Source organism: Serinicoccus sp. CUA-874 (assembly GCF_001942225.1).
GTDB lineage: Bacteria > Actinomycetota > Actinomycetes > Actinomycetales > Dermatophilaceae > Ornithinicoccus > Ornithinicoccus marinus.
Window position 1 is genome coordinate 19373 of sequence record NZ_MKJZ01000001.1, and the last position, 21521, is coordinate 40893.

A 21521-nucleotide genomic window follows, 5' to 3' on the forward strand; every position below is an offset into this window, starting at 1 on the left:
TGACGGCGTGTCCGAGGGGTCCTCGGCACTCATACTGCCGAGGGCCCCTCATCCATGTGCAGCCGTCTCTGGCACGGCCCCCCGGTCCTCGGCACCCCCGGAGGACGAATCATGCCGGACACCCACCAGACCTGGCAGGTCGAGCACCTGCCCCACGACCTGAGCTGCCTGAGCTGCACCCACCCGGTGCATACCTACCTGCCGTGCGGCGAGGGATGCGACTGCCCACCGGTCGTCATGCCGGGCGCCGCGGCCGCCACCGCTGCGTGAGCCGTGCCCTCACAGGCGGGCGACGACGTCGTCCAGCATGGTCTCGGTGAGGCGGCCGGTGAAGGTGTTCTGCTGGCTGACGTGATAGCTGCCGACCAGCCGGATCTCCCGACCCGAGCCGGTGGTGAGCCGCGCCTGCGCGCCGTGGCCGAAGCGCGGCTTGGGACGTGGCACCTCCCACCCGAGGGTGCGCGCGGCGACGAGGAACGCGTCCCACCCGATCCCGCCCAGGGCGAGGACCGAGCGCAGGCTCGGCTCGGCCAGGGCGAGCTCGCGCTGCAGCCAGATCCCGCAGGTATGCCGCTCGGCCGGCGTCGGCGCGTTGTCCGGTGGGGCGCAGTGGACCGCGGCGGTGATGCGGACGGTGCCCAGGGTGAGGCCGTCCCCCGCGTGCGTGGACGAGGCCTGGCTGGCGTAGCCGGCACGGTGCAGCGCGGCATAGATCCAGTCTCCGGAGCGGTCCCCGGTGAAGATGCGCCCGGTCCGGTTGGCCCCGTGCGCCGCGGGCGCCAGGCCGACGACGAGGACCTGCGGGTGAGGGTCGCCGAGGCCCGGCGCAGGACGCCCCCAGTAGGGCTGGTCGGCGTAGGCGGCCCGCCGCGTGCTCGCGACCTCCTCACGCCACGTGACCAGGCGCGGGCAGGCGGCGCACACGCTGACCCGGGCGTCGAGGGTGGCCAGGTCGCGGGCCCTGGCGGCCAGCCGGCGCACCCCGCCCTCGGAACGCGCGACGCGGGTGCCGGGGTCGGCCGGGTCCTGCGGCCAGCCCGTGCCGGGCGGGACGGGCGAGGGGAACTCGTGGCCGGTGACCGGGTGCGGGTCGGTGCGCGCGGGCATACCCCCATCCTGCCGCCCCACGCCCACGGCGCGGAGCGCAGGAGTCGTCGCCACCGATCTGCGACAGGTGCCCCCGGCGGGACTCGAACCCGCACTGCGCCCATTTTAAGTGGGCTGCCTCTGCCGATTGGGCTACGGGGGCAGGATCCGGACGCCGGACGCCTGATGGAGGGCCGCCCGGCCTACCGACCGGCGCCGGTCCAGAATACGGCGCGGGCGACGAGGGCGAACTGGCCCTTGGGGTGGGCCCGGAAGAGCGGCTCGCTGCCGAGGAGCACCGCGCGGGAGTCCTCGCCGTCGTGGCTGATCGCGAGCGGCTGACCCGCGCCGGCCTCCGGGCCGCCCTCACCGCTGGGCGTCGGCCTCCAGTGCCCGCTCACCACGGGGTCCGCACCGAGTCGCTGGTCCACCCGCACGTCGTCGCCCAGGTCGGAGAACCAGACGGGGGAGTAGACGAAGGTGTGAGGTGTTGCGCCGGAGGCGACCGGACTCTCCTGGTCGTTGTCCACCCGGACGACACCGTTGGCGTCACCGCGTCCGCGCACCGGCGTCGCCTCGATCACGCCGAGGGAGTTGGCCAGGCTGGTGCCCGCCACACCGCGCCCCACGAGACCGCCCCCGTCCGCGACGAAGTCCCGCAGCTCGGCACGGGCCTCCTCGTCGAGGTCGTCCCAGGCGAGGCCGCTGGAGACATACAGCGCGTCGAGCTCGGTCAGGTCCATCCCGTCGTTGAGCGACTCGGTGCTCACCTCGCGCGCGGTCAGACCCATCTCGCCGAAGGCCCACCGCTCCTCGGCGCTGCCGGCCACGCCGACCGTCCGGGCCGAGGGGTCCAGCGGCTCGCCGGAGGCCCGCCGGGGCGCCGCGTCGAGCTCCACCCCGAACCGGCGGACCACGTTGCCCGCGGCCCAGGGATAGCCGCGCGGCACGAGCACCCGGCCGTCCTCGAGCAGCTCCAGCGGGACGCCCTGCTCCAGCAGCAGGCTCACGGCCTGCACGTCGGCGGGGTCGGTCATCGGCAGCGTCCAACCGCTGCGGCTGCGGGGCAGCGAGCCCTCGAGATCCACCTCGTCGACGACACGACCCCGGATCCGCAGCGGGTCGCCCTCGGGCACGGTCAGGACATCGGCACCCCAGAGCAGCCCGTGGCTCCACCCGGAGATGTCGTACATCGCGTCTACCCGGTCGGAGATGTCGGTGCCCCGGCCGAGCAGCGTGTTCGCCATCCCGCGCTTGGCCTGGTGCATGTCGACGACATAGCTCCCCGCCGGGTAGCTGCGGCCCGACAGCGTGACGGAGCGCGTCAGCCGCGTCACCTCGACGTCGTTGGCGAGCAGGTGCTCGACCAGCCGGGCGGTGGCCGGGGCCGACCGCTGCTGGTCGCCGACGGGGATGACGTAGGCGCGCGGGTAGGTCGTGGTGTAGACGTCCTCGGGCCCGATGACCCCGTCGAAGAGACCCTCCTCGACCGGCGTCTGCGGCTCGCCGGCCTCGCCCCGCCGGAAGATCTCGATGTGGTCGGCGAGCAGCTCGTCACGGTGCGTGGCGGCATACTCCAGCGTCGCGGTGACCGCCGCGTGCGCGATGTCGGTGTTGATCCGCGAGCGGCGCTCGAGCTCCTCCACGGGCAGGTCGTAGGAGGAGTTGTTGACCCGCAGCGGCACCTCGATCGTGTGCGCGACGGCCCCGTGCAGCGCGGCGTACTGCGGGGTGAAGATCGGCGGCCAGTCATCCCAGCCCTCGTCCCAGTCGCGCAGCGGCACCTGGACCGGCTCGACCCCGTCGTCGGCGTCGTAGCCGAGCCCGTTGATCGCCTCCTCCATGCCGAGGCCGTTGGGATAGGCGTGCTCGATGAAGAGGTCGTACTCGTAGTTCTCCCCGTGCGGCGGGGTCGTCGGCTCCACCAGGGTCCCGTTGACGTAGCCGTGCAGGTCGAGCATGAGCGCGGGCTGCGTCGCGATGAGCGCGTCCCGCACCGCGATCGTCTCCGGCTGGGTGGCGGTGACGAAGTCGCGGTTGAGGTCGAAGCCGGCGCTGTTGCGGCGGGTGTTGCCGTGCCGGCCGTCCGGGTTCATCGTCACGACGAGGTGGATGCGCGAGCGCTCGAGAAGATCCACGACCTGGGGGTCCTCGCTGGTCGCGTAGTCCTCCACGAGCCGCAGGGCTGCGTCGGTGCCCTCGAACTCGTTGCCGTGGATGTTGGCGTTGACGAAGACGGGGAGCTTGTAGCGCTTGCTGAGCTGCCGGTCGCGGGCCGCCCGGGCGGGGTCGTCCGTGATGAGGTCGCGCAGCCGCTCCTGCTGCCGGGCCTGGCCCCGGGTCTCGGGCGCGGTCAGGGTGACGAGGACGACGTCGCGGCCGCCCCCGGTCTGCGTGATGACCTCGGCGGAGACACGGTCGGAGCCGGCCATCGCGGCGTTCAGCCGCCGCGAGACGTCGTGGTATGCCGTCAGCCCGGGTTTCAGCGCCGCGTCGGTGTCGTCGACCGGCGGCTCGGGCAGCGGCTCCTGGCGCGGGTAGGGGGTGCCGTCGCCCGGGTGGGTGGTGACCGGGGCCGTGACGACGGCGCCCGAGGATGCGGCTCCAGCCGTCGCGGGGACACCGAGCAGCCCGGCGGACATCGCCAGGGCCAGGGCGCCGGTGAGAGCGCGGGTGCCGGTGCGGCGCGGCATACCACTCCTTCGGACGGGAGCCGCCAGGATAGCCGCACCCGGTGACACGGACCAGATCGATGCCGCGAGCGTGATGAGCGCGCGGAATCCTTCTGTCGGCCCGCGCGTTTATGCTGGTGACACCTGACATCGCGGTCGCTCGACCGCGGTGCCGAACGACTTGGAGGTTCCATGGCCGTCAACCCGGTCTTCAACCGCATCGACAAGGAGGCCGCCCAGGGCGGGTATGCCGGCTTCGGCCAGCAGTCCGGCGGCTACGCGCAGCAGGGGTACGGCCAGGCGCAGGGCGCACCGCCCATGCCGACCGGCTACCAGCCCGGCCCGAGCGAGACCATGTCCGAGCAGCAGTTGCAGGACATGTACGACCAGGCCCCTGCCGGCCCCGCGCAGACCGGTCGCCTCACCCTCGACGACGTCGTCGTCAAGAGCCTCATGCTCTTCGGCGTCGTCGTGGCGGTCGCCGCCGCGACCTGGATGTTCGTCGGCCCGCGACCTGAGGTCGCCATGCCGATCTGGCTGGTCGGCATGTTCGGCTCGCTGGCGCTGAGCTTCGCCATCGGCTTCAGCAGATCAGTCAACGTCGGGCTCATCCTCGCTCACGCCGTGCTCCAGGGGCTGTTCATCGGCGCGGTCAGCGTGACCTTCAACGACATGTACGAGGGCGTGGTGACGACCGCCGTCATCGCGACGGTCGCGACCTTCGCCGGCATGTTCATCGGCTGGAAGGCCGGCTTCATCAAGGTGACGAGCAAGAGCCGACGCATCTTCGGGATGTTCGCCATGGGCTACCTCGTCTTCCTGCTCGTCAACCTCGCCGCATCGTTCATGGGCTTCGGTGAGGGCTGGGGCATCTACAGCGGTCCGCTCGGCGTCCTCGTCTCGCTGTTCGGCGTGGGGCTGGCCTCCTACTCCCTCGCCGTCGACTTCGACTCGGTGGACCGCGCGGTGAGCGGTGGCGCCCCGGAGAAGTACTCCTGGCTCCTGGGCCACGGCCTGGTCGCCAGCCTGGTGTGGCTCTACATCGAGTTCCTGCGGCTCTTCGCGATCCTGCAGAGCAGCGACTGATCGACCCTGGTCACCCCGTGACAGGTATGCGGCCCGCCGGCAGTTCCTCTGCCGGCGGGCCGTCTGCGTCCCGTGCTGCCGACACCGAGCTGGAGCGGGTCGCGCTGCGCTGGGCGCAGCTCCCGGTGGACCGCGCGCTCCGGGCATACCCGGCACTGCGGCGACTGGTGCAGGAGCTCGCGGACGAGACCGCCCGCGTGACCGGTCAGCCGCAGGAGGGCGTCCCCGACCTCGGTCCGGCCGTGGTCATCGACCAGCTGCGGGTGATGATCTACGACCGCCGCGAGGCGGGCCTTCCCGACGAGGCTGTGCGTGAGCGCCTTCGCGCCGTGCGGCGCTCGCTTCCCTGATCGTTCGACGCTGTCAAGGGCTGTCGGCGCCGGCGTGCGCGGCGCCGCTGTCGCTCCCGTGGTCCTCGTCCTTGCCGCCGAACGGCAGGACCGAGACGATGCCGACGATGAGCAATCCGACGAGCAGGCCGAGGATCGCCGAGAAGAAGGTGTTGGTCAGCCAGGTGAGGAATCCGGCGATCGCGGGGATGAGCCCGGCGACGACCTCCTCGGCGTGGTGCACGAACTCGTAGATCGGGTGGAAGCCGAGCTCGTCGATGCCGACGAGCAGGATGTGCCCGCCGACCCAGAGCATCGCGACGACACCCACGATGGACAGGGTCCGAAGGACGATCGGCATCGCTTTGACCAGGCCGCGCCCGAACTTCTGGATCCCCTCGGACTCGCGCTGCGACAGGTTCAGCCCGATGTCGTCCATCTTGACGATGAGCGCGACGGCGCCGTAGATCAGGGCCGTGATGGCGAGGGCCACGACGACGAGGGCGATCGCACGGTTGAGCAGCGGCTCCTCGGACACCTCGTTGAGCGCGATGACCATGATCTCGGCGGAGAGGATGAAGTCGGTGCGGATCGCCCCCGAGGTGACCTTCTGCTCCGCCTCCGGACCCTTCTCGACGGCCGGCTCGTCGTGCGACGCGTCGTGCCCCACGCCCAGCCACTCCAGCACCTTGTGCGCGCCCTCGTAGGAGAGGTAGCAGCCGCCGACCATGAGGATCGGCGTGAGCAACCAGGGGAGGAAGACGCTGAGCAGCAGCGCCGCCGGCACGATGAAGAGCAGCTTGTTGCGGATCGAGCCGATCGCGATCGTCTTGATCATCGGCAGCTCGCGGCTGGGGTCGACGCCGCTGACGTAGCGCGGCGTCACCGCCGCGTCGTCGATGATGACGCCGGCCGCCTTGGAGCCGGCCCGGCCGGCCGCAGCGCTGATGTCGTCCACGGACGCGGCGGCGACGCGGGCGATGGCCGCGATGTCGTCGAGCAGTGCAGCGAGGCCAGCGGCCATCGGGTCACCTCACAGGAAGCAGCGGATCGGTCCGCGTCAGGCTACCTGCCGGGGCGCGCGTCTGCCGCATACCGCGCGGCCGGTCCGCCGCAGACTGCGCGGCCGGTGGGCGCATACCGTGCGGCCGGTCGGTCAGGAGAGGCGCTCGATCACCATCGCCATGCCCTGGCCGCCGCCGACGCACATGGTCTCCAGCCCGAACTGCCCGTCGTGGGTCTGCAGCGCGTTGATGAGCGTGGTCGAGATGCGGGCGCCGGTGGAGCCGAAGGGGTGCCCCAGCGCGATGGCGCCGCCGTGGACGTTGAGCTTGTCCTCGTCCATGCCCAGCGCGTCGGCCGAGCCGAGGACCTGCACGGCGAAGGCCTCGTTGATCTCGTAGAGGTCCATGTCGCCGATGCTCATGCCCGCACGCTCCAGCGCCTGCGTGCTCGCCTCGATCGGCCCCAGGCCCATGATCTCCGGGGAGAGCGCCGAGACGCCGGTGGAGACCACGCGCGCCAGCGGGGTCAGGCCGAGCTCCTTGGCCCGGGTGTCGCTCATGACGACCAGGGCCGCAGCGCCGTCGTTGAGCGGGCAGCAGTTGCCGGCGGTGACCGTGCCGTCCTCGCGGAAGACCGGCTGCAGCTGGCTGACCTTCTCCAGGGTGACCCCGGCACGCGGGCCGTCGTCGGTGCTGACCACCGTCCCGTCGGCGAGCGTGACCGGCGCGATCTCGCGGGCGAAGACACCGTCGGCGATGGCCTTCTCGGCGCGGTTCTGGCTGCGGACGCCCCACTCGTCCTGGCGCTGCCGGGAGATGCCGAGGGAGGTGGCGACGTTCTCGGCGGTCTGGCCCATGGCGATGTAGACGTCGGGCAGGCCGCCCTGCTCGCGCGGGTCGGTCCAGGTCTCGTTGCTCGCGGCCATCGCCTCGGTCCGGGCGACGGCGTCGGCGAAGAGCGGGTTGCGCCACGACTCCTTGCCACCGCCGGCGCCGGAGAAGTCGGCATACCGCGACACGCACTCGACCCCGGCGCTGATGAAGACGTCGCCCTCCCCGGCCTTGATCGCGTGCAGCGCCTGCCGGGTCGTCTGGACCGAGCTGGCGCAGAAGCGGTTGACGGTCGAGCCGGGCACCCCGTCCAGGCCCAGCAGCACGCTGACGACGCGCGCCATGTTGAAGCCGTGCTCGCCCCACGGCTCGGCGCAGCCGAGGTAGAGGTCCTCCACGGTGGTCGGGTCGAGCTCGGGCACCTGCTCCAGCGCGTCGTGGATGACGCCGGCGGCCAGGTCATCCGGCCGCGCGGTCGTCAGCGACCCCTTGAAGGCGCGACCGATGGGGGTGCGGGCGGCGGCGACGATGACGGCCTCGGGCATGGGTCCTCCTTGACGCGAGCGGTATGCCGTGAGTCTAGGTGAGCGCCGCGGCGCCGCCGGGGGAGAGGTCCCGGCGGTGCCGCTCCCGACGTGCGCGACTGCACCGGTTGTGTGCTCAGAACCGCTGATGTGGCGACATGACCGCTGCAGTCGCGCAGAGCTCAGAGGCGAGTGAGGCCCTCGTCGACGCTCACCCGCGGGCGCCAGTCGAGCACCTCGCGGGTGTGCCGTTGGTCGAACCAGTGCGCGGTTGAGAGCTGCTCGGCCAGGAAGCGGGTCATCGGCGGCTGGGTGATGGTCGGCAGGCCGGGGACCCGCTCGGACAGCGCGGTCACTCCCTCGACCGCCGCCCCGAGGCCCCAGGCCAGGGGGGTGGGCAGGCGCAGCCGCGGCGCCGGTGCCCCGACCGCGCGGCAGATGTCACCGACGAGCTCGCCGATCGGCCGCGGCTCGCCGTTGGTCACGACCAGGGCCTGGCTGCGCGCGACGTCGATGCTGTCCAGTGCAGCGACCAGGGCCTCGGCGGCGTTGTCGACATAGGTCGTGTCCACGAGCGCGGTGCCCGGGCCGACCAGCGCGAGCCGGCCCTGGTGGGCGCGCTGCGCGATGCGGCCGACGAGCTGGGTGTCGCCCGGCCCCCAGACCAGGTGCGGCCGCACGGCGGTGACCGCGAGGTCGGGGGAGTCGGCCTCGAGGGCGAAGAGCTCGGCCGCGGCCTTGGTCCGGGCGTAGTGCCCGCGGGCGCGCATCGGGCTGGCGGGGGTCGCGCCCGCCCCGGCCAGCGAGTGGCCGCTGTGCGCGACCGAGGGAGAGCTGACCTGCACGAGCCGGCCACCGCCGTGGCCGCGCAGCGCCTCGATGACCCGGCGGGTGCCGCGCACGTTGACGTCGACGAAGTCGCGCCACGGGCCGACCACGTCCACCTTGGCCGCCAGGTGCACCACCGCGTCCTGCCCCCGCACCGCGCGCTCCACGGCGTCAGGGTCGCGGATGTCGCCGAGCGACTCGCGGTGCCGGCCCCCGGCGGTCCGGCGCTGCATGACGGTCACGTCCCAGCCGTGGTCGGCGAGCAGGTCGGCGGTCGCGCCCCCGAGCATCCCGCTCGCACCGGTGACGAGCACCCGCCCGCCCATCAGCGGCTCCTGCGCCGGGGTGCCCGGGCGCGACCCCGGCCGGCGAGCACGTCGCGCAGCCGGTCGGTCGTCCGGCGACCGTGGAGGATCCCCTCGGCCCAGTCCGCGAGGGCGCCGCGGTCGACCTTGCTCGCGTGCCGGACGTCCACCGGGAGCCAGTCGCGCACGAGCACGGCAGCCACCGGGACGCCTGCCGCGGCCCGCGCCCGTGCGGCGAGGTCCGGGCCGGCCAGCGCCCCGGCGCCAGCAGCGGCCCCGGTGACGCGCGCGAGAGCCCCGCCCCGGTGACCCGGCACGAGCACGAGCACGACGAGCTGCGCGCCGGTCGGGCCGACCCCGACGACGGCGACGTCGACCAGCCCGGGAACCTCCCGCACCCGGTCCTCGACGGGGTAGGGGGTCACCGGTCCGTCAGCCGTCGTGAGCACGTGGGCCAGCCGCCCCTCCACCCAGAGCCGACCGTCCTCGTCCAGGTGTCCCACGTCGCCGGTGCGGTGCCAGCCGGTCGGCCGGTCGCTGTGCTCCTGCGCGGCCCAGCGGCGGTCGTAGCGGTCCTTGACGTGCGGGCCGCGCACGACGATCTCGCCGACCACACCGGTTCCTGTCCCGAGCTCCTCCGTGGGTATGCCGTCCGTCCCCAGTGCGGCCACACCCACCTCGACGCCCGGCACGGGTCGTCCCACGCAGACCCCGTCCTGCGCGGTGAGCTCGTCGGTCGCGGTCGCGGTGGGGTCGTGCGTGGCGACGGGAAGCGCCTCGGTCATCCCGTAGGGCGTCTGCGTCTGCGCACCGGGCAGCACCTCCTGGACCTCGCGCAGCAGGTCCGGCGGCACCGGCGCGCCGGCGGAGAGCACCAGCCGCACGCCGCCGAGGACCCCCCGCTGGTCAGCGGTGAGCGACCCGGCGGTCGCGACGACGTTGCGCAGGGCGGCCGGTGCGGCGAAGACCATCGTCGCGTCGACCGCGGCGACCGCCTCGGCCAGCCCGGTCGCCGTCAACGTGTGGGGAGCCGTGACGTCCATGTCCGGAACGGCGCTCGACAGCCCCAGCGCCGGGCCGTAGAGCGCGAACGGCGCGAACGCCGCGACGAAGCGCTCGCCCGGGCCGAAGCCGAAGGTCTCCCACAGCAGCGCGACCTGGGCGCCCAGGCCGCGCCGGGTGTAGACGACCCCCTTCGGCGGGCCGGTCGCACCCGAGGTGAACAGGATCGCCCCGTCGGCCTCGTCGTCGAGCCGGTCCGGGAGCGGGTCGGTCCCGCCGCGGCCCTCGTCCGCCAGCGCGTCCAGGCCTCCCCCGTCGGTGCGGATCCGTGACCCCGGGACCCGGGTCGCCGCCGCGAGAGCCAGCGCACGGCCGATGCCGACGACGTGCGCCGGCCCCGCGCCGGACAGCGCCGAGGCGAGCCGCCGCAGCCCCAGCCCGGCGTCCGCGACGACCACGACGGCGCCGAGGCGCCACACGGCATACACGACCGTCGTCAGGTCCACCCCGGGTGGCACGAGCACGGCCACGCGGTCACCCGGCTGCACGCCTCGGGCCGCCAGACCCTGGGCCACGGCGTCCACCCGCTCGTCCAGCTTGCCGAAGGTCACCCGCCGCTCGCCCTCACCGAGCTCGACGATCGCGACCTCGTCCGGTCTGCTCAGGTCGACCCGGACCGGCACCACGGCCGCACTCCCACCCGGAGCCGTCCCCTCGGCCCCGACGTCGTGCGAGGCCCGTGCCCCGTCCCCGCCGGCCCGTCGCCGCACCCAGTCCCAGACGACCCCGACACCCCCGGGGGAGTCCTCCAGGACGAGGTGCGACGCGGTGGGGTAGACCTGCACGTCGGCGTGCGGCAGCCGCCGCAGCAGGTCCTCCAGGTAGCGCTGCGAGAAGACCGGGTCGCGGGTGCCCCAGACCAGCAGCGCCGGCACGTCCAGCGTCGCCGTGCCGGCGGCGATGTCGTCGAGCGTCCTCCGGCTGGGGTGGTCGGGCTCGAAGGGGATGTCCCGGACGAAGTCGGCGACGGCGTCGCGGCGCGCGGCGCTCGCGTAGGGCGCCGCGAAGGCGTCGCGCACGTCGCGGGCCAGCGCGGGCCGGGACAGGGCGGTCGTCGCCCGGACGAAGGCGGGGGTGGTGCGGCACGCCTGCGCGAGCAGCATCGGGGCACGCGCGAGCCGGATGACGGCCGGCGCCGCGTGCTCGACCGGCTGGTGGACGGCGGTGTTGGTCAGCACCACGGCCGCGAGCTGCTCCCGGTGCGCCAGGGCCCAGCCCAGGCTGACCGGTCCGCCCCAGTCGTGGGCCAGCGTGACCACGGGTCCGGTGAGCCCGAGGGCGTCGGTGAGACCCCCGAGGTCGGCGACGCGCTGGCCCAGCGTGCGGGGGGTGCCGGGGCGCTCGGACCAGCCCATCCCGAGCTGGTCGACCGCGACCACGCGCCAGCCGGGAGGTGCCTGCGCCAGCACCCGGCGCCACAGGTAGGACCACGTCGGGTTGCCGTGGACCGCGAGGACCGTCCCGACGGGCTCGACCCCCTCCGCCTCGAGCGCGGGGCCGTTGTCGAGCACGTGCCACCGCCGGGTCCGCCCCTCGGCGTCCCGGGCCAGCACGACCCGTGACCAGTCGCGCTCGAGCCCGGGCAGCGGCGCGGACGGGAGACCGACCCGGTCGTGCGCGGCGCGGCGCGCCGGATCCTCGATCCGGTGGGTGGGGGAGGGGTGCGGCACGGCCACGCTCAGCTGGGCTCGGCCCGGGTCACCAGTCGATCTCGAGGCAGGTCATGTTGAGCCCGGAGCCGATGCCCATCATGAGCACCCGGTCCCCGCGCTCGAGCGCGTCCGCCTCCTTCGCGAGGGTGATCGCGACCGCGGCGGGACCGACGTTGCCGTAGGTGGGGAAGGTCAGGGGGATGCGCGCGAGGTCGATGCCCAGCGCCTCGGCGGTCTTGCTGGTATGCACCTGCGAGACCTGGTGGACGATGTAGCGGTCCATCTCCTGCCAGTCGAACTCCTGGGCCGCGTCGCGCCACAACTCGCCGGCCAGCCCCATCCCCGCCACGAGGAGCCCCTGGGCGTCGGTGCGCATCTCGGTGAAGTCGCCGACGCAGAGCTCGTGGTGCTCGGTGGCCGCGCGCGTGACGCCACCGACCACGCGGTGTCCTTCCGGGTGCTCGCTGGCCCGGCCGAGCAGCATCGCCGCCGCGCCGGAGCCCAGGGTGAGGGTGGCGAACTGGCTGACGATGTCCTCCGCCGTCGCGTCCGGGCCGGAGAGCCGCTCCAACGTCCGCTCCTGCGGGATGCGCGAGCCCTCGCCGCAGACGACCAGGGCGTAGTCGATCTGGCCGGCGTCGATCATCGTCGCGGCCAGCTGCATACCGTTGACGAACCCGAGGCAGGCGTTGGTGAGGTCGAAGTTGAGGCACGCCGAGGGCAGCCCCAGGTCGTGGTGCACCGACACGGCGATCGACGGCTCGAGGTGCTCCCGGCTCACCGAGGTGTTGACGAGCAGTCCCACCCGGCTCGCGTCGACCCCGGCCTCCGCCAGCGCCTCCTGCGCGGCCTGGACCGCGCCGTCGACGAAGCTCTGGTCCTCTGGCCACCATCGACGCTCGGAGATCCCTGCCAGCTTGGCCAGCATTCCCGGGCGCAGCCCGTTGCGGGGGTAGGAGTCACCGATGACCTCGTCGAACTCGGCGGAGGTCTTGACGATCGGGGCGTCGACGGCGGTGACGGAGAGCACAGCGGTGTCGCTGTGCCGGAAGGTGGCGTTGCCGGTCACGTGGTGGTTCCTGCGTTCTGGCGAAGGGAAGACGGACAGAGTCCCCATTCGACCACAGCACCGGCGCCGGGGAAGAACCGAAGGCGCCGCTGTGCCACGATGGGGAGCACCATCCACCTCCCGCCGCCCGGCGGGAGCCGCCGGAAAGCGAGACCGACATGAGCAGCACGCGGACGAGGCTGGGCGCGATCCTCAGCGCCGGAGTCCTGGGGCTGGGGCTGAGCGCCTGCGGCGGGGACGAGAGCAGTGACTCCTCGGGCGCGGCCGGCGAGTCCTCCGGCACCGAGACCTCGCGGGAGAGCAGCGCCGGGCAGGAGGACGAGAGCGAGGACGCAGCCGCGTCCGACGGCGACGCCGGTGGTGAGGACGACGCGGACGCCGCCGCGGACGGCGAGGAGATCCCCGTGGAGGAGTTCCTCGCGATGATGCAGGAGCCGGGCGAGGAGACGCTGTCCAGCTACACCCTCACCATGACCATGGACGCCTCCGGTCAGTCGATGGACGCGGAGGGGGCGGTCGACCTCTCCGGCGACCAGCCGGTCATGCAGTTCACCATGGCCGTGCCCGAGCTCGGCGACATGGACATGATCACCACCGGCGGCGAGGTCTACTTCGCGATGCCCGGCGTCACCCCCGACGGGATGTACGTCCGCGGTGGCGAGGACCTGCTCGGTCAGGCCGCCGCCATGGAGGATCTCGACGTCTCCTCGCAGTGGGAGGCGTGGGAGCAGGGCGCGCAGAGCGTGGTCCTCGTCGGCGAGGAGGACGTCGACGGCACCGAGATGCGGCGCTATCAGGTGACCCTCGATCCCGAGGCGGCCGCGGCCGCGTCCGGGGAGGCCGCCACGACGACCGCGCCGGGTATGCCGGAGACCGTCGTCTACGACGTCTGGCTGGACGACGACAACCTCATGCGTCAGCTCGCCTTCGACATGGAGGGCGTGTCGGCCGAGATGATGATGGACAACTGGGGCGAGCCGCAGGAGATCGAGGCCCCCGCCGAGGACCAGATCATGGAGATGAGCGAGCTCGGCGGGCAGCCGGGCAGCGAGGGCTGACCCCCCGAGCAGCAGGAGGGCCACGACCGGAAGACCGGTCGTGGCCCTTCTGCGACCTCCGGCCGACCCTGGTGCGACCGCCGCGTGAACGCCTCGTGAACCCTCGCCGGGAACCCCCGATCTGGGCCGTCAGCGGCTGCGCGGCACGGCAGACTGACGGTGTCGTCGAGCCGAGGTGAGGAGAACGACATGGCGTCAGGCTGGACCCCCGTGCGGGTCGTCCGCTGGCCCGCGCAGCAGCAGGACCGTGCGTGGTGCGCCCAGCGGGCGATCCCCTGCCTGCTGCTCGTCGACGACGGGGCAGCGGCCCCCGAGCCCGGGCCGACGGAGTCGGTGCTGCCGCAGACCGCCGACGAGCACTGCATCGCGGGAGCCGTCGACGAGCTGTCCTAGGCGCCCTCGAAGAGGCGGGCGACGACCCGCTCGGCGCTGTGCCCGTCGTCGAGGTGGTTGAAGCGCTCGACCCACCGGGCGTAGCGCTCGGCATACCGCTGCGTGTCGTCCATCTCCCGCAGCGCCGTCACCACCTCCTCCTGGGTGGCCACGACCGGGCCCGGTGCCTCCTCGCCGAGGTCGAAGTAGACCCCGCGGACGTCGTCGCGGTACTCGTCCAGGTCGGGGACGTAGAAGATCATCGGGCGCCGGGTGACGGAGTAGTCGAACATCACCGAGGAGTAGTCGGTGATGAGCGCGTCGGCCGCGAGGAACAGCTCGGTGATGTGTGGGTAGGTCGTCACGTCGACGACGCCGGGCAGGTCCACGCTGCGGCCGTGGCCGACGGTGCGGGAGTGGCCGCGCAGCAGGACGACGTAGTCGTCGCCGAGATCGGCGGTGAGCCGCTCCAGGTCGAGGAAGACCACCATGCCCGCGGCGTTGTCCCGCCAGGTGGGGGCGTAGAGCACGGCCTTCTGGTCGGGTCGGATGCCGAGGCGCTCGCGGATCTGCTCCCCGGACCCCCCGGTGAGGGCGTCGTTGCGGGGGTAGCCCTCCTCGTAGAAGACGCCCTCCCAGGCGTAGGCGCTGCGGAAGATCTCAGTGCTGTGGTGGTTCTGGCTGAGCAGGACGTCCCACTTGTCCCGCTCGCGGACCAGGGCCTCCCGGGTCGATGCGTCGGCGTTCGGGCGGTCCAGGCCGATGCGCTTGAACATCGACCCGTGCCACGTCTGCAGCACCGTCTGGAAGGGCTGCGGGGTGAACCGGCGGCGCAGCCAGTCGTTGGCGATGAGGAACCGCGAGCGGGCCCGCGCGTCGAACCAGGCCTGGGTGCCCTCGACCACGGCGACCGCGCCCTCGGGGACGGGCACCGACAGGTCCGTCACGCCCCAGTAACGCACCCAGTCCGGGTGCTCGCGCGCGATGACCGCGTCCAGGGCGTGCGGGTTGCAGGTGGCCAGGCGGCCGTAGAAGGACTCGAGGTAGACCGATCGCTGCGGCTCGTGCGGACCGGCGAGGTAGGCCGCGTCCATCCGGCGCTGGTGGAACGACCCCAGCTCGTCGGCGGCGCGGGTCAGGCCGACGCGCAGCCGCAGCGATCGCCCCTTGCCGATCTCCCACCGCAGCCGCGCCTGCTCGACCGGCAGCTTCTGCGGGGTGCGCGCGACCACGTCGGGGGCGGCCATGACCCGCACGGAGCCGCCCGAGGAGTCTCGTCCCCGCAGGGTGTAGCTGCCGGTGCGCGGCAGCCGGGCAGGGCCGCCCCATCGTGGCTGCAGCAGGTCGACCTCGGCCTCCCAGGTCCCGTCCGGGCGCAGCTCCACGGCCGCGGGCAGCACCTGGCGCCGGCCGGCGAAGGTCAGGTCCAGGTGCTCCAGCTCCCCGCCCCAGGTGCCCCGCAGGCGCACTCGCGGTGCCTCGCCGTGCTCGATCTCGGTCCCGGTGACGACGAGGTGGGACCGCGGGTCGGCGAGGTAGAGCGCGCCGCCCGAGCCCGCGTAGGCGAGCAGGCCGGACCCACGTGCCTGCACCGGCATCTCCTGGTCCAGCGCGGTGGCGACGACGTGCTCGGTGTCGTGCGTGTCGACGACGACCACCCGGTAGGTCTGGGCGACGCGACGCTGCCCTTCCCGGGCGTCGTCCGGCCCCGCCGCGGTCGTCGTGTCGGACTGCTCCGAGCCGGCCTCCTCCGCGGCGGCCTCGGAGCCGTCCTCCCCGGCTGCCGCCCTCGGGCCGGGGGCCGGGGAGTCCAGCGCGGCCTCCTCCGTCTCCGGGGCGAGCAGGTCTGTCTCCGTGGGGAGGACCACCCAGGTCTCGGGCACCTCCGCGCGCAGCCGGAGCACACCGTCGTCCCGCCGGTCCACGTCGACCGGGCGCCGGGCATACCGGGAGACGAGCTCGACCCGCTCCGCCCTGATGCCGCGCAGCTCCACCTCGGCCCGGACCTCGCGCCCGTCGATGCCGACCTCTCGGGCGAGTGCCGGCGGCACCACCCGGGCGAAGAACAGCCCGCGCCGCCGGACCCACCTCGGCACCACCTGGACGCCACCGGGGAAGGTGCGCGCGCCGAGCATCAGGGCCGAGCTGGCGCGGTGGCGGTACTTCAGCGTGCCTGATGCGGTTCGGCCGTCCGCACCGGTGACCCGGACGTGGACCTGCCACGGGCGCGGGTCCTCGTCGGCGAGGACGGCGGCGAGATCCATGCGCGCCACGAAGGCGGTGTTGGCGTAGTCGAACTCCCCCTGGGTGGCGAAGGCGTTGACCTCCATCTCGTGCACGGACGTGACGTCGGCGCGCACCCGCAGGCGCGTCCCTCCGCGCCGCGCGACGACGACCTCGACCTGGGGCGGGGAGGTATGCCCGTAGCCGCGCTCGTAGGCCCAGCCGCGGATCTCGTAGGTGGTGCCGTCCAGCCAGCGCGCGCCCCACAGGGTCGCGACCCACCCCACCTGACGGTGGTGACGGTGTTGACGGCTGCCCGGGCCCCCTGCCGCCCCAGCACGTAGGCCCGCTGCAGCAGCTCACTGTCCGAGGAGCGGGCGCGGGTCAGCTGCCGCCGCAGGAGACGCCGGGCGCGACGCTCGGTCTGCGTCCTGGCCCGCAGCGCGGTCGCGCGGGCGCGCTCAAGCGGCGAGGGGCGCGGCGGCTCCTGGTCGGGACCGACCGGGGGCAGCGCCATCAGGTGAGGACCCGGGCGTCGGTGCGCGCACGCTCGATGACGTCGGCGATGGCGACCGACTCGGCGGCCCGCAGCTTGTAGGACTCGGAGGTCTCGTTGCGGATCAGCCAGGCGAACTCGGCGAGCTCGTAGCGCAGCCCGTCGCCGTCGAACTTGTAGTAGTACTTCTTGTTGTCCCGGCTGTCCTCGAAGCGGGCCTCGAAGTACTCCGTCTTCCACCACGGCGCCGGCACGTAGAGGTAGCCGGCGCTCCCCGCGACGACGAGGTCACCCTCGGCCTTGACCCCCAGCCCGGTCCGGGCGGTGGCCTCCCCGTGCCGGAAGGTCACGTCGATCTTGGAGTAGACCTCGACAGGGGATGCCTCCGGCTGCAGCGAGGTGGTGCGCACGTCGGCGATCTCGGTCCCGAGCAGCTTGACGACGGCGACGAGCGGATAGCTGGCGAGCTCGGAGATGCTGCCGCCCGCCGGGGCCTGGAGCTCCCGGCCCTCGTCGACGAGCTTGGTGAAGGTCGCGTCGACCGAGCGCACCTGGCCGATCGCGCCGCTGCGGGCCAACGCCACCATGCGCTGGAAGCCGGGGGCGAAGGCGGTCTTGATCGCCTCCATGAGCACGACGCCGCGCTCCTTCGCCCGGGCGAAGAGCTCCTCGGTCTCGGCGCGGGTGAGCGTCATCGGCTTCTCGCACAGCACGTGCACGCCGGCGTCCAGCGCGCGGCGGGTGAAGTCGGCGTGGGTGTCGTGCGGGGTGGCGACGTAGACCGCGTCGACCGCCTCGAGCAGCGTGTCGTAGTCCTCCACGGCACGGTTGAGCTCGTGCTCGGCGGCGAAGTCCTGCGCCGTGCTGTGCGTCCGGTTGTGCACCGCCTCGACGCTGACGCCGCTGACGAAGCGAGCCTCCTGCACGAAGCGGTGCGCGATCCGGCCCGCCCCGACGACCCCGACCTTGATGACCCCCGCCTCGTTGCGCAGCTGGGTGCTGGAGACCCCCTTGGTCCGCTCGAGGTAGACGACGTCGCAGTAGTCCCGCAGGTAGTCGAAGCGCCCCAGCCAGTCCGAGCCGATCGCGAAGACGTCGACCTGGTGCTTCTGGATGTCCTGGACCTTCTGGCCCTCGTACTCCTCGATGATGATCTTGTCGGCGAGGCCGCTGTCCTCGACGTTCTTGATCCGCGTCATCAGGCTCTGCTGCACGTTGAGCTTGCCCCGGGCGTCGTCGTAGTTCTCCGTCGTCACGCCGACGATGAGGTAGTCCCCGAGCGCCTTGGCGCGCTCCAGCAGGCGACGGTGGCCCTCGTGGAACAGGTCGTAGGTGCCGTAGGTGATGACACGCACTCTGGGTTGCCTCCTCGTGGTGGACTCATGCGAGTATGCCTGCTGATGGCGAGAAGACTGAGATCCACGCCGCGCCGGGTGCTCGACCGGCTGCGGCGGTCCGGGCGCCCGGACCGGGTCGGGGGTGAGGACCCGTCGCAGGCCCCCCGGCCCGTCGTCCGCCGCGACCCGGTCCCCGAGCTCGCGCCACCGCCGGACGTCCAGCATGTCGTGCTCGTCGAGGGCATCCCCATGGAGTTCGGAGGGCGCACCGCCTCCATCCTGGCCAAGTGCCGCACCCTCTACGAGCAGGGTGGGCTCCGCTCCGTCGTGCTGGTGCGCAACCACGCCCACACCCTGCCCCGGGCGATCGAGGGGATGCGTCGCCGCGGGCAGCTGGGCGAGGGCGTGGAGGTGCGCTGGCTGATGGACGCCTACCCGGACGCACCGAAGCGGTGCCGCCCGCAGCGGTGACGCGGGAGCCGAGGGCGACCTGGAGGCATCGGGGTGGGTCCGTCGGGGCCGCAACCTCGTGCGCTACGCCGAGGACGGGACGCCGCTGGTGCTGCGCAGGTTCGTCGAGGGGGCGCTGGAGCACGAGGACCACTTCGATGCCGACGGGGAGCGGATCCGGCGGGAGGAGTACGACCGGGAGGGCAGGCTCCGCCGGACCATGCTCTGGGACCCGGGCGAGGCGACGGCGAGAGAGCACGTGTTCCATCGGCGCAACGGCGGCCCGATGTATGCGCAGACCTTCCGCCCGCCCAAGCGCCCCGGCGGGAAGCCACAGGAGGAGTCGGTCACCTTCTTCGACGAGGACGGGAACGTCGAGTCGAGGCAGGACGGCACCCTGACCCCCGTGGTGCATCGCGCGCTCGACGCGCTCAGCGGGGGGCATCCCACCATCGTGGCGGTCGAGGCGCGGCAGGCCGACGACGACGTCCTCGGCTACCGGCGCGACCACGTCCGGACGGTCTTCGTCGCCCACAACTCCCATCTGAGGTCCACCTCGAGCTCGCTGGACGACCTGCGCTCCACCTTCCGCAAGCTCTTCCGGCACCTGGACACGATGGGGGCCATGGTGTTTCTCACCGACAGTCAGCGGGCGGAGGCGGAGGCCCTGGTGGGCCGGCGTGACAACGTCTGGGTCATGCCGCACGCCGCACCCGGTGCCGCCACCCATACCGAGGTCGAGCGGGACCCGCGGCTCGTCATCATGATGGGCCGGCTGGCCAGCCAGAAGCGCACGGACCACGGCATCCGGGCCTTCGTCGAGGTGCTGGAGCAGCACCCGGACGCCCGGTTGGAGATCTATGGCGAGGGGGCCCGGCGCGCCGAGCTGCAGCAGCTCATCGAGGAGCTCGGGGTCCGGCACGCGGTCAGCCTCGAGGGCTTCACGAACCAGCCGGGGCGGGAGTACCGCCGGGCGACGCTGTGCCTGCAGTCCAGCAGGTTCGAGGGCGCTCCCATGGTCTTCGTGGAAGCACTGCGGCAGGAGTGTCCGATCGTCAGCTACGACATCCGCTACGGGCCCGCGGACATCGTCGACCACGGGGTCAACGGATTCCTCGTCCCGGACGGCGACATCCCGGGCCTGGCGCAGCGCACGGCCCAGGTCCTCGGCGACCCAGAGCTGGCTGCCTCGCTGCGGGCCGGCTGCGCGGGCGTCGACGGGCGTTTCGGGCAGGAGGCGTTCGCGGCACGGTGGTTCGAGCTCTTCCGTGCCCTGGACGCCGACATGCCTGACTCGGTCAGACGATGAGGAAGCGGCCGTGCCGGGCCATCCGCGCGACCGCACGCCAGGTGAGGCGGGTGCGGTCCTCGCCCGGCTCGAAGGGGTCGCTGCGCCAGCCGTGCACCCAGCCGGACCACCACGAGGCGAGCCCGTCACGCTGCGCGGCCCAGCGCACCAGCTGGATCCCGGTCCAGCTGCCGACGTAGGCCACGGCCAGCGGCCGGGGCAGGTTGCGCCGGGCCAGCCATACCCGGTTGCGGGCGTTCTTGAAGAAGTAGTCCGAGTGCCGGCGCGGGTCGACCACGGGGTGACCGGTGCGCAGCGAGGGGACGTAACGGACCCGGTAGCCGGCCGCCCACACCCGCCACGCCAGCTCGATGCCCTCGTGGGCGTAGAAGAAGATGCCCGGCCACCCGCCGGTCGCCTCGAAGGCCTCCCGGCGCATCGCCACGGTCATCTCGACCACGCTGAAGACGTCGGCTCGGTATGCCGCTGGCGCGCCCCGAGGCGAGGGATCCACCGGCCCGGGTGCGCCCCGTCGCTCACCTCGGGGTCCTCGATGAGCGGCTGCACCAGGCCGACGTCGGGGTGCTCGCGCAGGTAGCCCGCCGTCCGCAGCAGCACGTCGTCGTCGATGAGCCAGGCGTCGTCGTCGAGGAAGAAGAGGAACTCGCCGTCCACGTGCGGCACGCCGGCGTTGCGCCCCGCGGGGATGCCGATGTTGGTCGGCAGCGCCAGCGTCTTGACCTCGTCGGGGAGGCCGGTGGGGTTCCAGGCGTTGCCGACGACCACCACGTCGAGCTCCACCCCCTGCTGGCGCTGCAACGACTTCAGCCCGCGCGCCAGCTCCTCGGGGCGGCGGCCCTGGGTCAGGACGACGACGCCGAAGCTGGGACGGCCGCTGGAGGTGCCCCCGGTCATCGGGCGTCCTCTCGGCGCAGCCGGGGCGAGGCGAGGATCGCGGCGAGGTGGCCCGCGGTGACCGGGAGGATGACTGCGGCCATGACGAGCACCTGCCAGCGCGCGGCCTCCAGCTCGGCACCGGCGAGGGCGCCGACCACCGCGACCGCCAGCGTGACCAGAGTCATCTCGATCGAGTGGAACATCCGGTGGAAGGGCACCAGCCGCGCCGCTCGGCGTAGCACCCCCAGCACGCTGCCTGCCGGCACGGCCCGGGCCTGGGTGGTGTCCGGCAGCCGGTCCAGACCGGCCGCCGCCCGCGAGGCGTGCACCATCTCGTTGAGCGCCTTGTTGAGCAGGAGCCCGGCGGCCAGCAGCGCGCCGAGGAAGGCATACCGCCACGTCGTGGCCGGATCCGTCTCCTGCCCACCGACGACCCCGGCCGCCCGCCAGCCGAGGGCCAGCGCGATCGCCCCCTCGACGGTGTAGTGGCCGACCTTGTCCAGGAAGACGCCGACCGGCCCGGACAGCCCCTTCCACCGGGCGACCTCCCCGTCCGAGCAGTCCAGCAGCATCTGCAGCTGCGCGAGGAGCGCGCCGAGGAGCGCTCCCCAGAGGCCGGGGATCAGCAGCGCGCCGGCGGCGGCCCAGCCGGCCACCATCATCAGCCAGGTCACCCCGTTGGCCGTCACCGGCGTCGGGATGAGCGCGCGGGTCAGGTGCGGCGACACCCGACGGAGGTAGAGATCCCCGGTCCAGTGCTCGGCGCTGCCGCGCCCCAGGACCTCGGGCGGCTGAGCCACGGCGCGTACCTGCGCCAGCGTGGGCCGCCGGGGCCGGGAGTCGAGCGGGCTGGCGGCCGACGGGTCAGCCATGGACCACCTCTCGTCGCCGGTCACGGGATCTGACCCGCAGGAGTCTAGGGGGTGGACGACCGGGTCACCCTCGGGCGAGG

Annotated in this window: 17 protein-coding genes, 1 tRNA gene and 1 pseudogene; 7 read left to right on the forward strand and 12 right to left on the reverse strand. The window is 73.1% G+C overall.

Annotation, left to right across the window (positions count from 1 at the left end):
• Window positions 1-111: 111 nt before the first annotated feature.
• A complete protein-coding gene (locus BJF80_RS18990; RefSeq protein WP_022924469.1) occupies window positions 112-270 on the forward strand; it encodes a hypothetical protein in 159 nt (52 codons plus the stop codon).
• Window positions 271-279: 9 nt separating this feature from the next.
• Here the strand turns inward: BJF80_RS18990 and BJF80_RS00090 are convergent, their stop codons facing one another.
• The 3 genes from BJF80_RS00090 to BJF80_RS00100 form a co-directional block, all read right to left on the reverse strand.
• Complete coding sequence (locus BJF80_RS00090; RefSeq protein ID WP_075810747.1) at window positions 280-1107, reverse strand: uracil-DNA glycosylase; 828 nt, start codon at window positions 1105-1107, stop codon at window positions 280-282.
• 68 nt (window positions 1108-1175) lie between these two features.
• Window positions 1176-1249: transfer RNA gene (locus BJF80_RS00095), tRNA-Leu, on the reverse strand.
• 40 nt (window positions 1250-1289) lie between these two features.
• Complete coding sequence (locus BJF80_RS00100; protein ID WP_075810748.1) at window positions 1290-3779, reverse strand: M14 family zinc carboxypeptidase; 2490 nt, start codon at window positions 3777-3779, stop codon at window positions 1290-1292.
• A gap of 171 nt (window positions 3780-3950) precedes the next feature.
• On the opposite strand from BJF80_RS00100, the gene BJF80_RS00105 reads away from it, so the two are divergent.
• Together BJF80_RS00105 and BJF80_RS00110 are read left to right on the forward strand one after the other, a co-directional pair.
• Window positions 3951-4844 (forward strand): Bax inhibitor-1/YccA family protein, encoded by an 894-nt coding sequence (locus tag BJF80_RS00105; protein WP_075810749.1) that lies wholly within the window; start codon window positions 3951-3953, stop codon window positions 4842-4844.
• 26 nt (window positions 4845-4870) lie between these two features.
• Window positions 4871-5194, forward strand: coding sequence for a hypothetical protein (locus BJF80_RS00110; RefSeq protein WP_075810750.1), 324 nt, complete (start codon window positions 4871-4873; stop codon window positions 5192-5194).
• 13 nt (window positions 5195-5207) lie between these two features.
• On the opposite strand, the gene BJF80_RS00115 is transcribed toward BJF80_RS00110, so the two are convergent.
• The 5 genes from BJF80_RS00115 to BJF80_RS00135 form a co-directional block, all read right to left on the reverse strand.
• Window positions 5208-6197 (reverse strand): DUF808 domain-containing protein, encoded by a 990-nt coding sequence (locus tag BJF80_RS00115; protein ID WP_075810751.1) that lies wholly within the window; start codon window positions 6195-6197, stop codon window positions 5208-5210.
• Between the two features lie 132 nt (window positions 6198-6329).
• Window positions 6330-7553: an acetyl-CoA C-acetyltransferase gene (locus BJF80_RS00120; protein WP_075810752.1), complete on the reverse strand. Its 1224-nt coding sequence runs from the start codon at window positions 7551-7553 to the stop codon at window positions 6330-6332.
• Between the two features lie 161 nt (window positions 7554-7714).
• Window positions 7715-8686, reverse strand: coding sequence for an NAD-dependent epimerase/dehydratase family protein (locus tag BJF80_RS00125; protein ID WP_075810753.1), 972 nt, complete (start codon window positions 8684-8686; stop codon window positions 7715-7717).
• Window positions 8686-11403: an alpha/beta fold hydrolase gene (locus BJF80_RS00130; protein ID WP_075810754.1), complete on the reverse strand. Its 2718-nt coding sequence runs from the start codon at window positions 11401-11403 to the stop codon at window positions 8686-8688. Before BJF80_RS00130 ends, BJF80_RS00125 begins: the two co-directional genes overlap by 1 nt.
• A gap of 22 nt (window positions 11404-11425) precedes the next feature.
• Window positions 11426-12448 (reverse strand): 3-oxoacyl-ACP synthase III, encoded by a 1023-nt coding sequence (locus BJF80_RS00135; protein ID WP_075810755.1) that lies wholly within the window; start codon window positions 12446-12448, stop codon window positions 11426-11428.
• A 158-nt stretch (window positions 12449-12606) separates the two neighbouring features.
• On the opposite strand from BJF80_RS00135, the gene BJF80_RS00140 reads away from it, so the two are divergent.
• Window positions 12607-13506: a hypothetical protein gene (locus BJF80_RS00140; protein ID WP_075810756.1), complete on the forward strand. Its 900-nt coding sequence runs from the start codon at window positions 12607-12609 to the stop codon at window positions 13504-13506.
• Between the two features lie 189 nt (window positions 13507-13695).
• The gene (locus BJF80_RS00145; protein WP_075810757.1) at window positions 13696-13899 is read left to right on the forward strand and encodes a hypothetical protein; all 204 of its coding nucleotides are present in this window, start codon (window positions 13696-13698) and stop codon (window positions 13897-13899) included.
• On the opposite strand, the gene BJF80_RS18035 is transcribed toward BJF80_RS00145, so the two are convergent.
• Together BJF80_RS18035 and BJF80_RS00155 are read right to left on the reverse strand one after the other, a co-directional pair.
• Window positions 13896-16388, reverse strand: a complete 2493-nt coding sequence (locus BJF80_RS18035) for a CDP-glycerol glycerophosphotransferase family protein (RefSeq protein WP_143553914.1) — start codon at window positions 16386-16388, stop codon at window positions 13896-13898. The genes BJF80_RS00145 and BJF80_RS18035 overlap by 4 nt on opposite strands.
• A gap of 229 nt (window positions 16389-16617) precedes the next feature.
• A complete protein-coding gene (locus BJF80_RS00155) occupies window positions 16618-17952 on the reverse strand; it encodes a Gfo/Idh/MocA family oxidoreductase (protein WP_075810758.1) in 1335 nt (444 codons plus the stop codon).
• A 27-nt stretch (window positions 17953-17979) separates the two neighbouring features.
• Here BJF80_RS00155 and BJF80_RS00160 point away from each other — a divergent pair, with 27 nt between their 5' ends.
• Together BJF80_RS00160 and BJF80_RS00165 are read left to right on the forward strand one after the other, a co-directional pair.
• Window positions 17980-18405, forward strand: coding sequence for a hypothetical protein (locus tag BJF80_RS00160; protein WP_143553915.1), 426 nt, complete (start codon window positions 17980-17982; stop codon window positions 18403-18405).
• A gap of 58 nt (window positions 18406-18463) precedes the next feature.
• Window positions 18464-19693, forward strand: coding sequence for a glycosyltransferase (locus BJF80_RS00165; RefSeq protein WP_075810760.1), 1230 nt, complete (start codon window positions 18464-18466; stop codon window positions 19691-19693).
• Here BJF80_RS00165 and BJF80_RS00170 read toward each other — a convergent pair.
• Window positions 19683-20587: pseudogene (locus BJF80_RS00170) on the reverse strand (glycosyltransferase family 2 protein). The gene BJF80_RS00165 and the pseudogene BJF80_RS00170 overlap by 11 nt on opposite strands.
• The gene (locus BJF80_RS00175; RefSeq protein WP_075810761.1) at window positions 20584-21441 is read right to left on the reverse strand and encodes a CDP-alcohol phosphatidyltransferase family protein; all 858 of its coding nucleotides are present in this window, start codon (window positions 21439-21441) and stop codon (window positions 20584-20586) included. The pseudogene BJF80_RS00170 and the gene BJF80_RS00175 overlap by 4 nt, the downstream one beginning before the upstream one ends.
• Window positions 21442-21521: the final 80 nt, after the last annotated feature.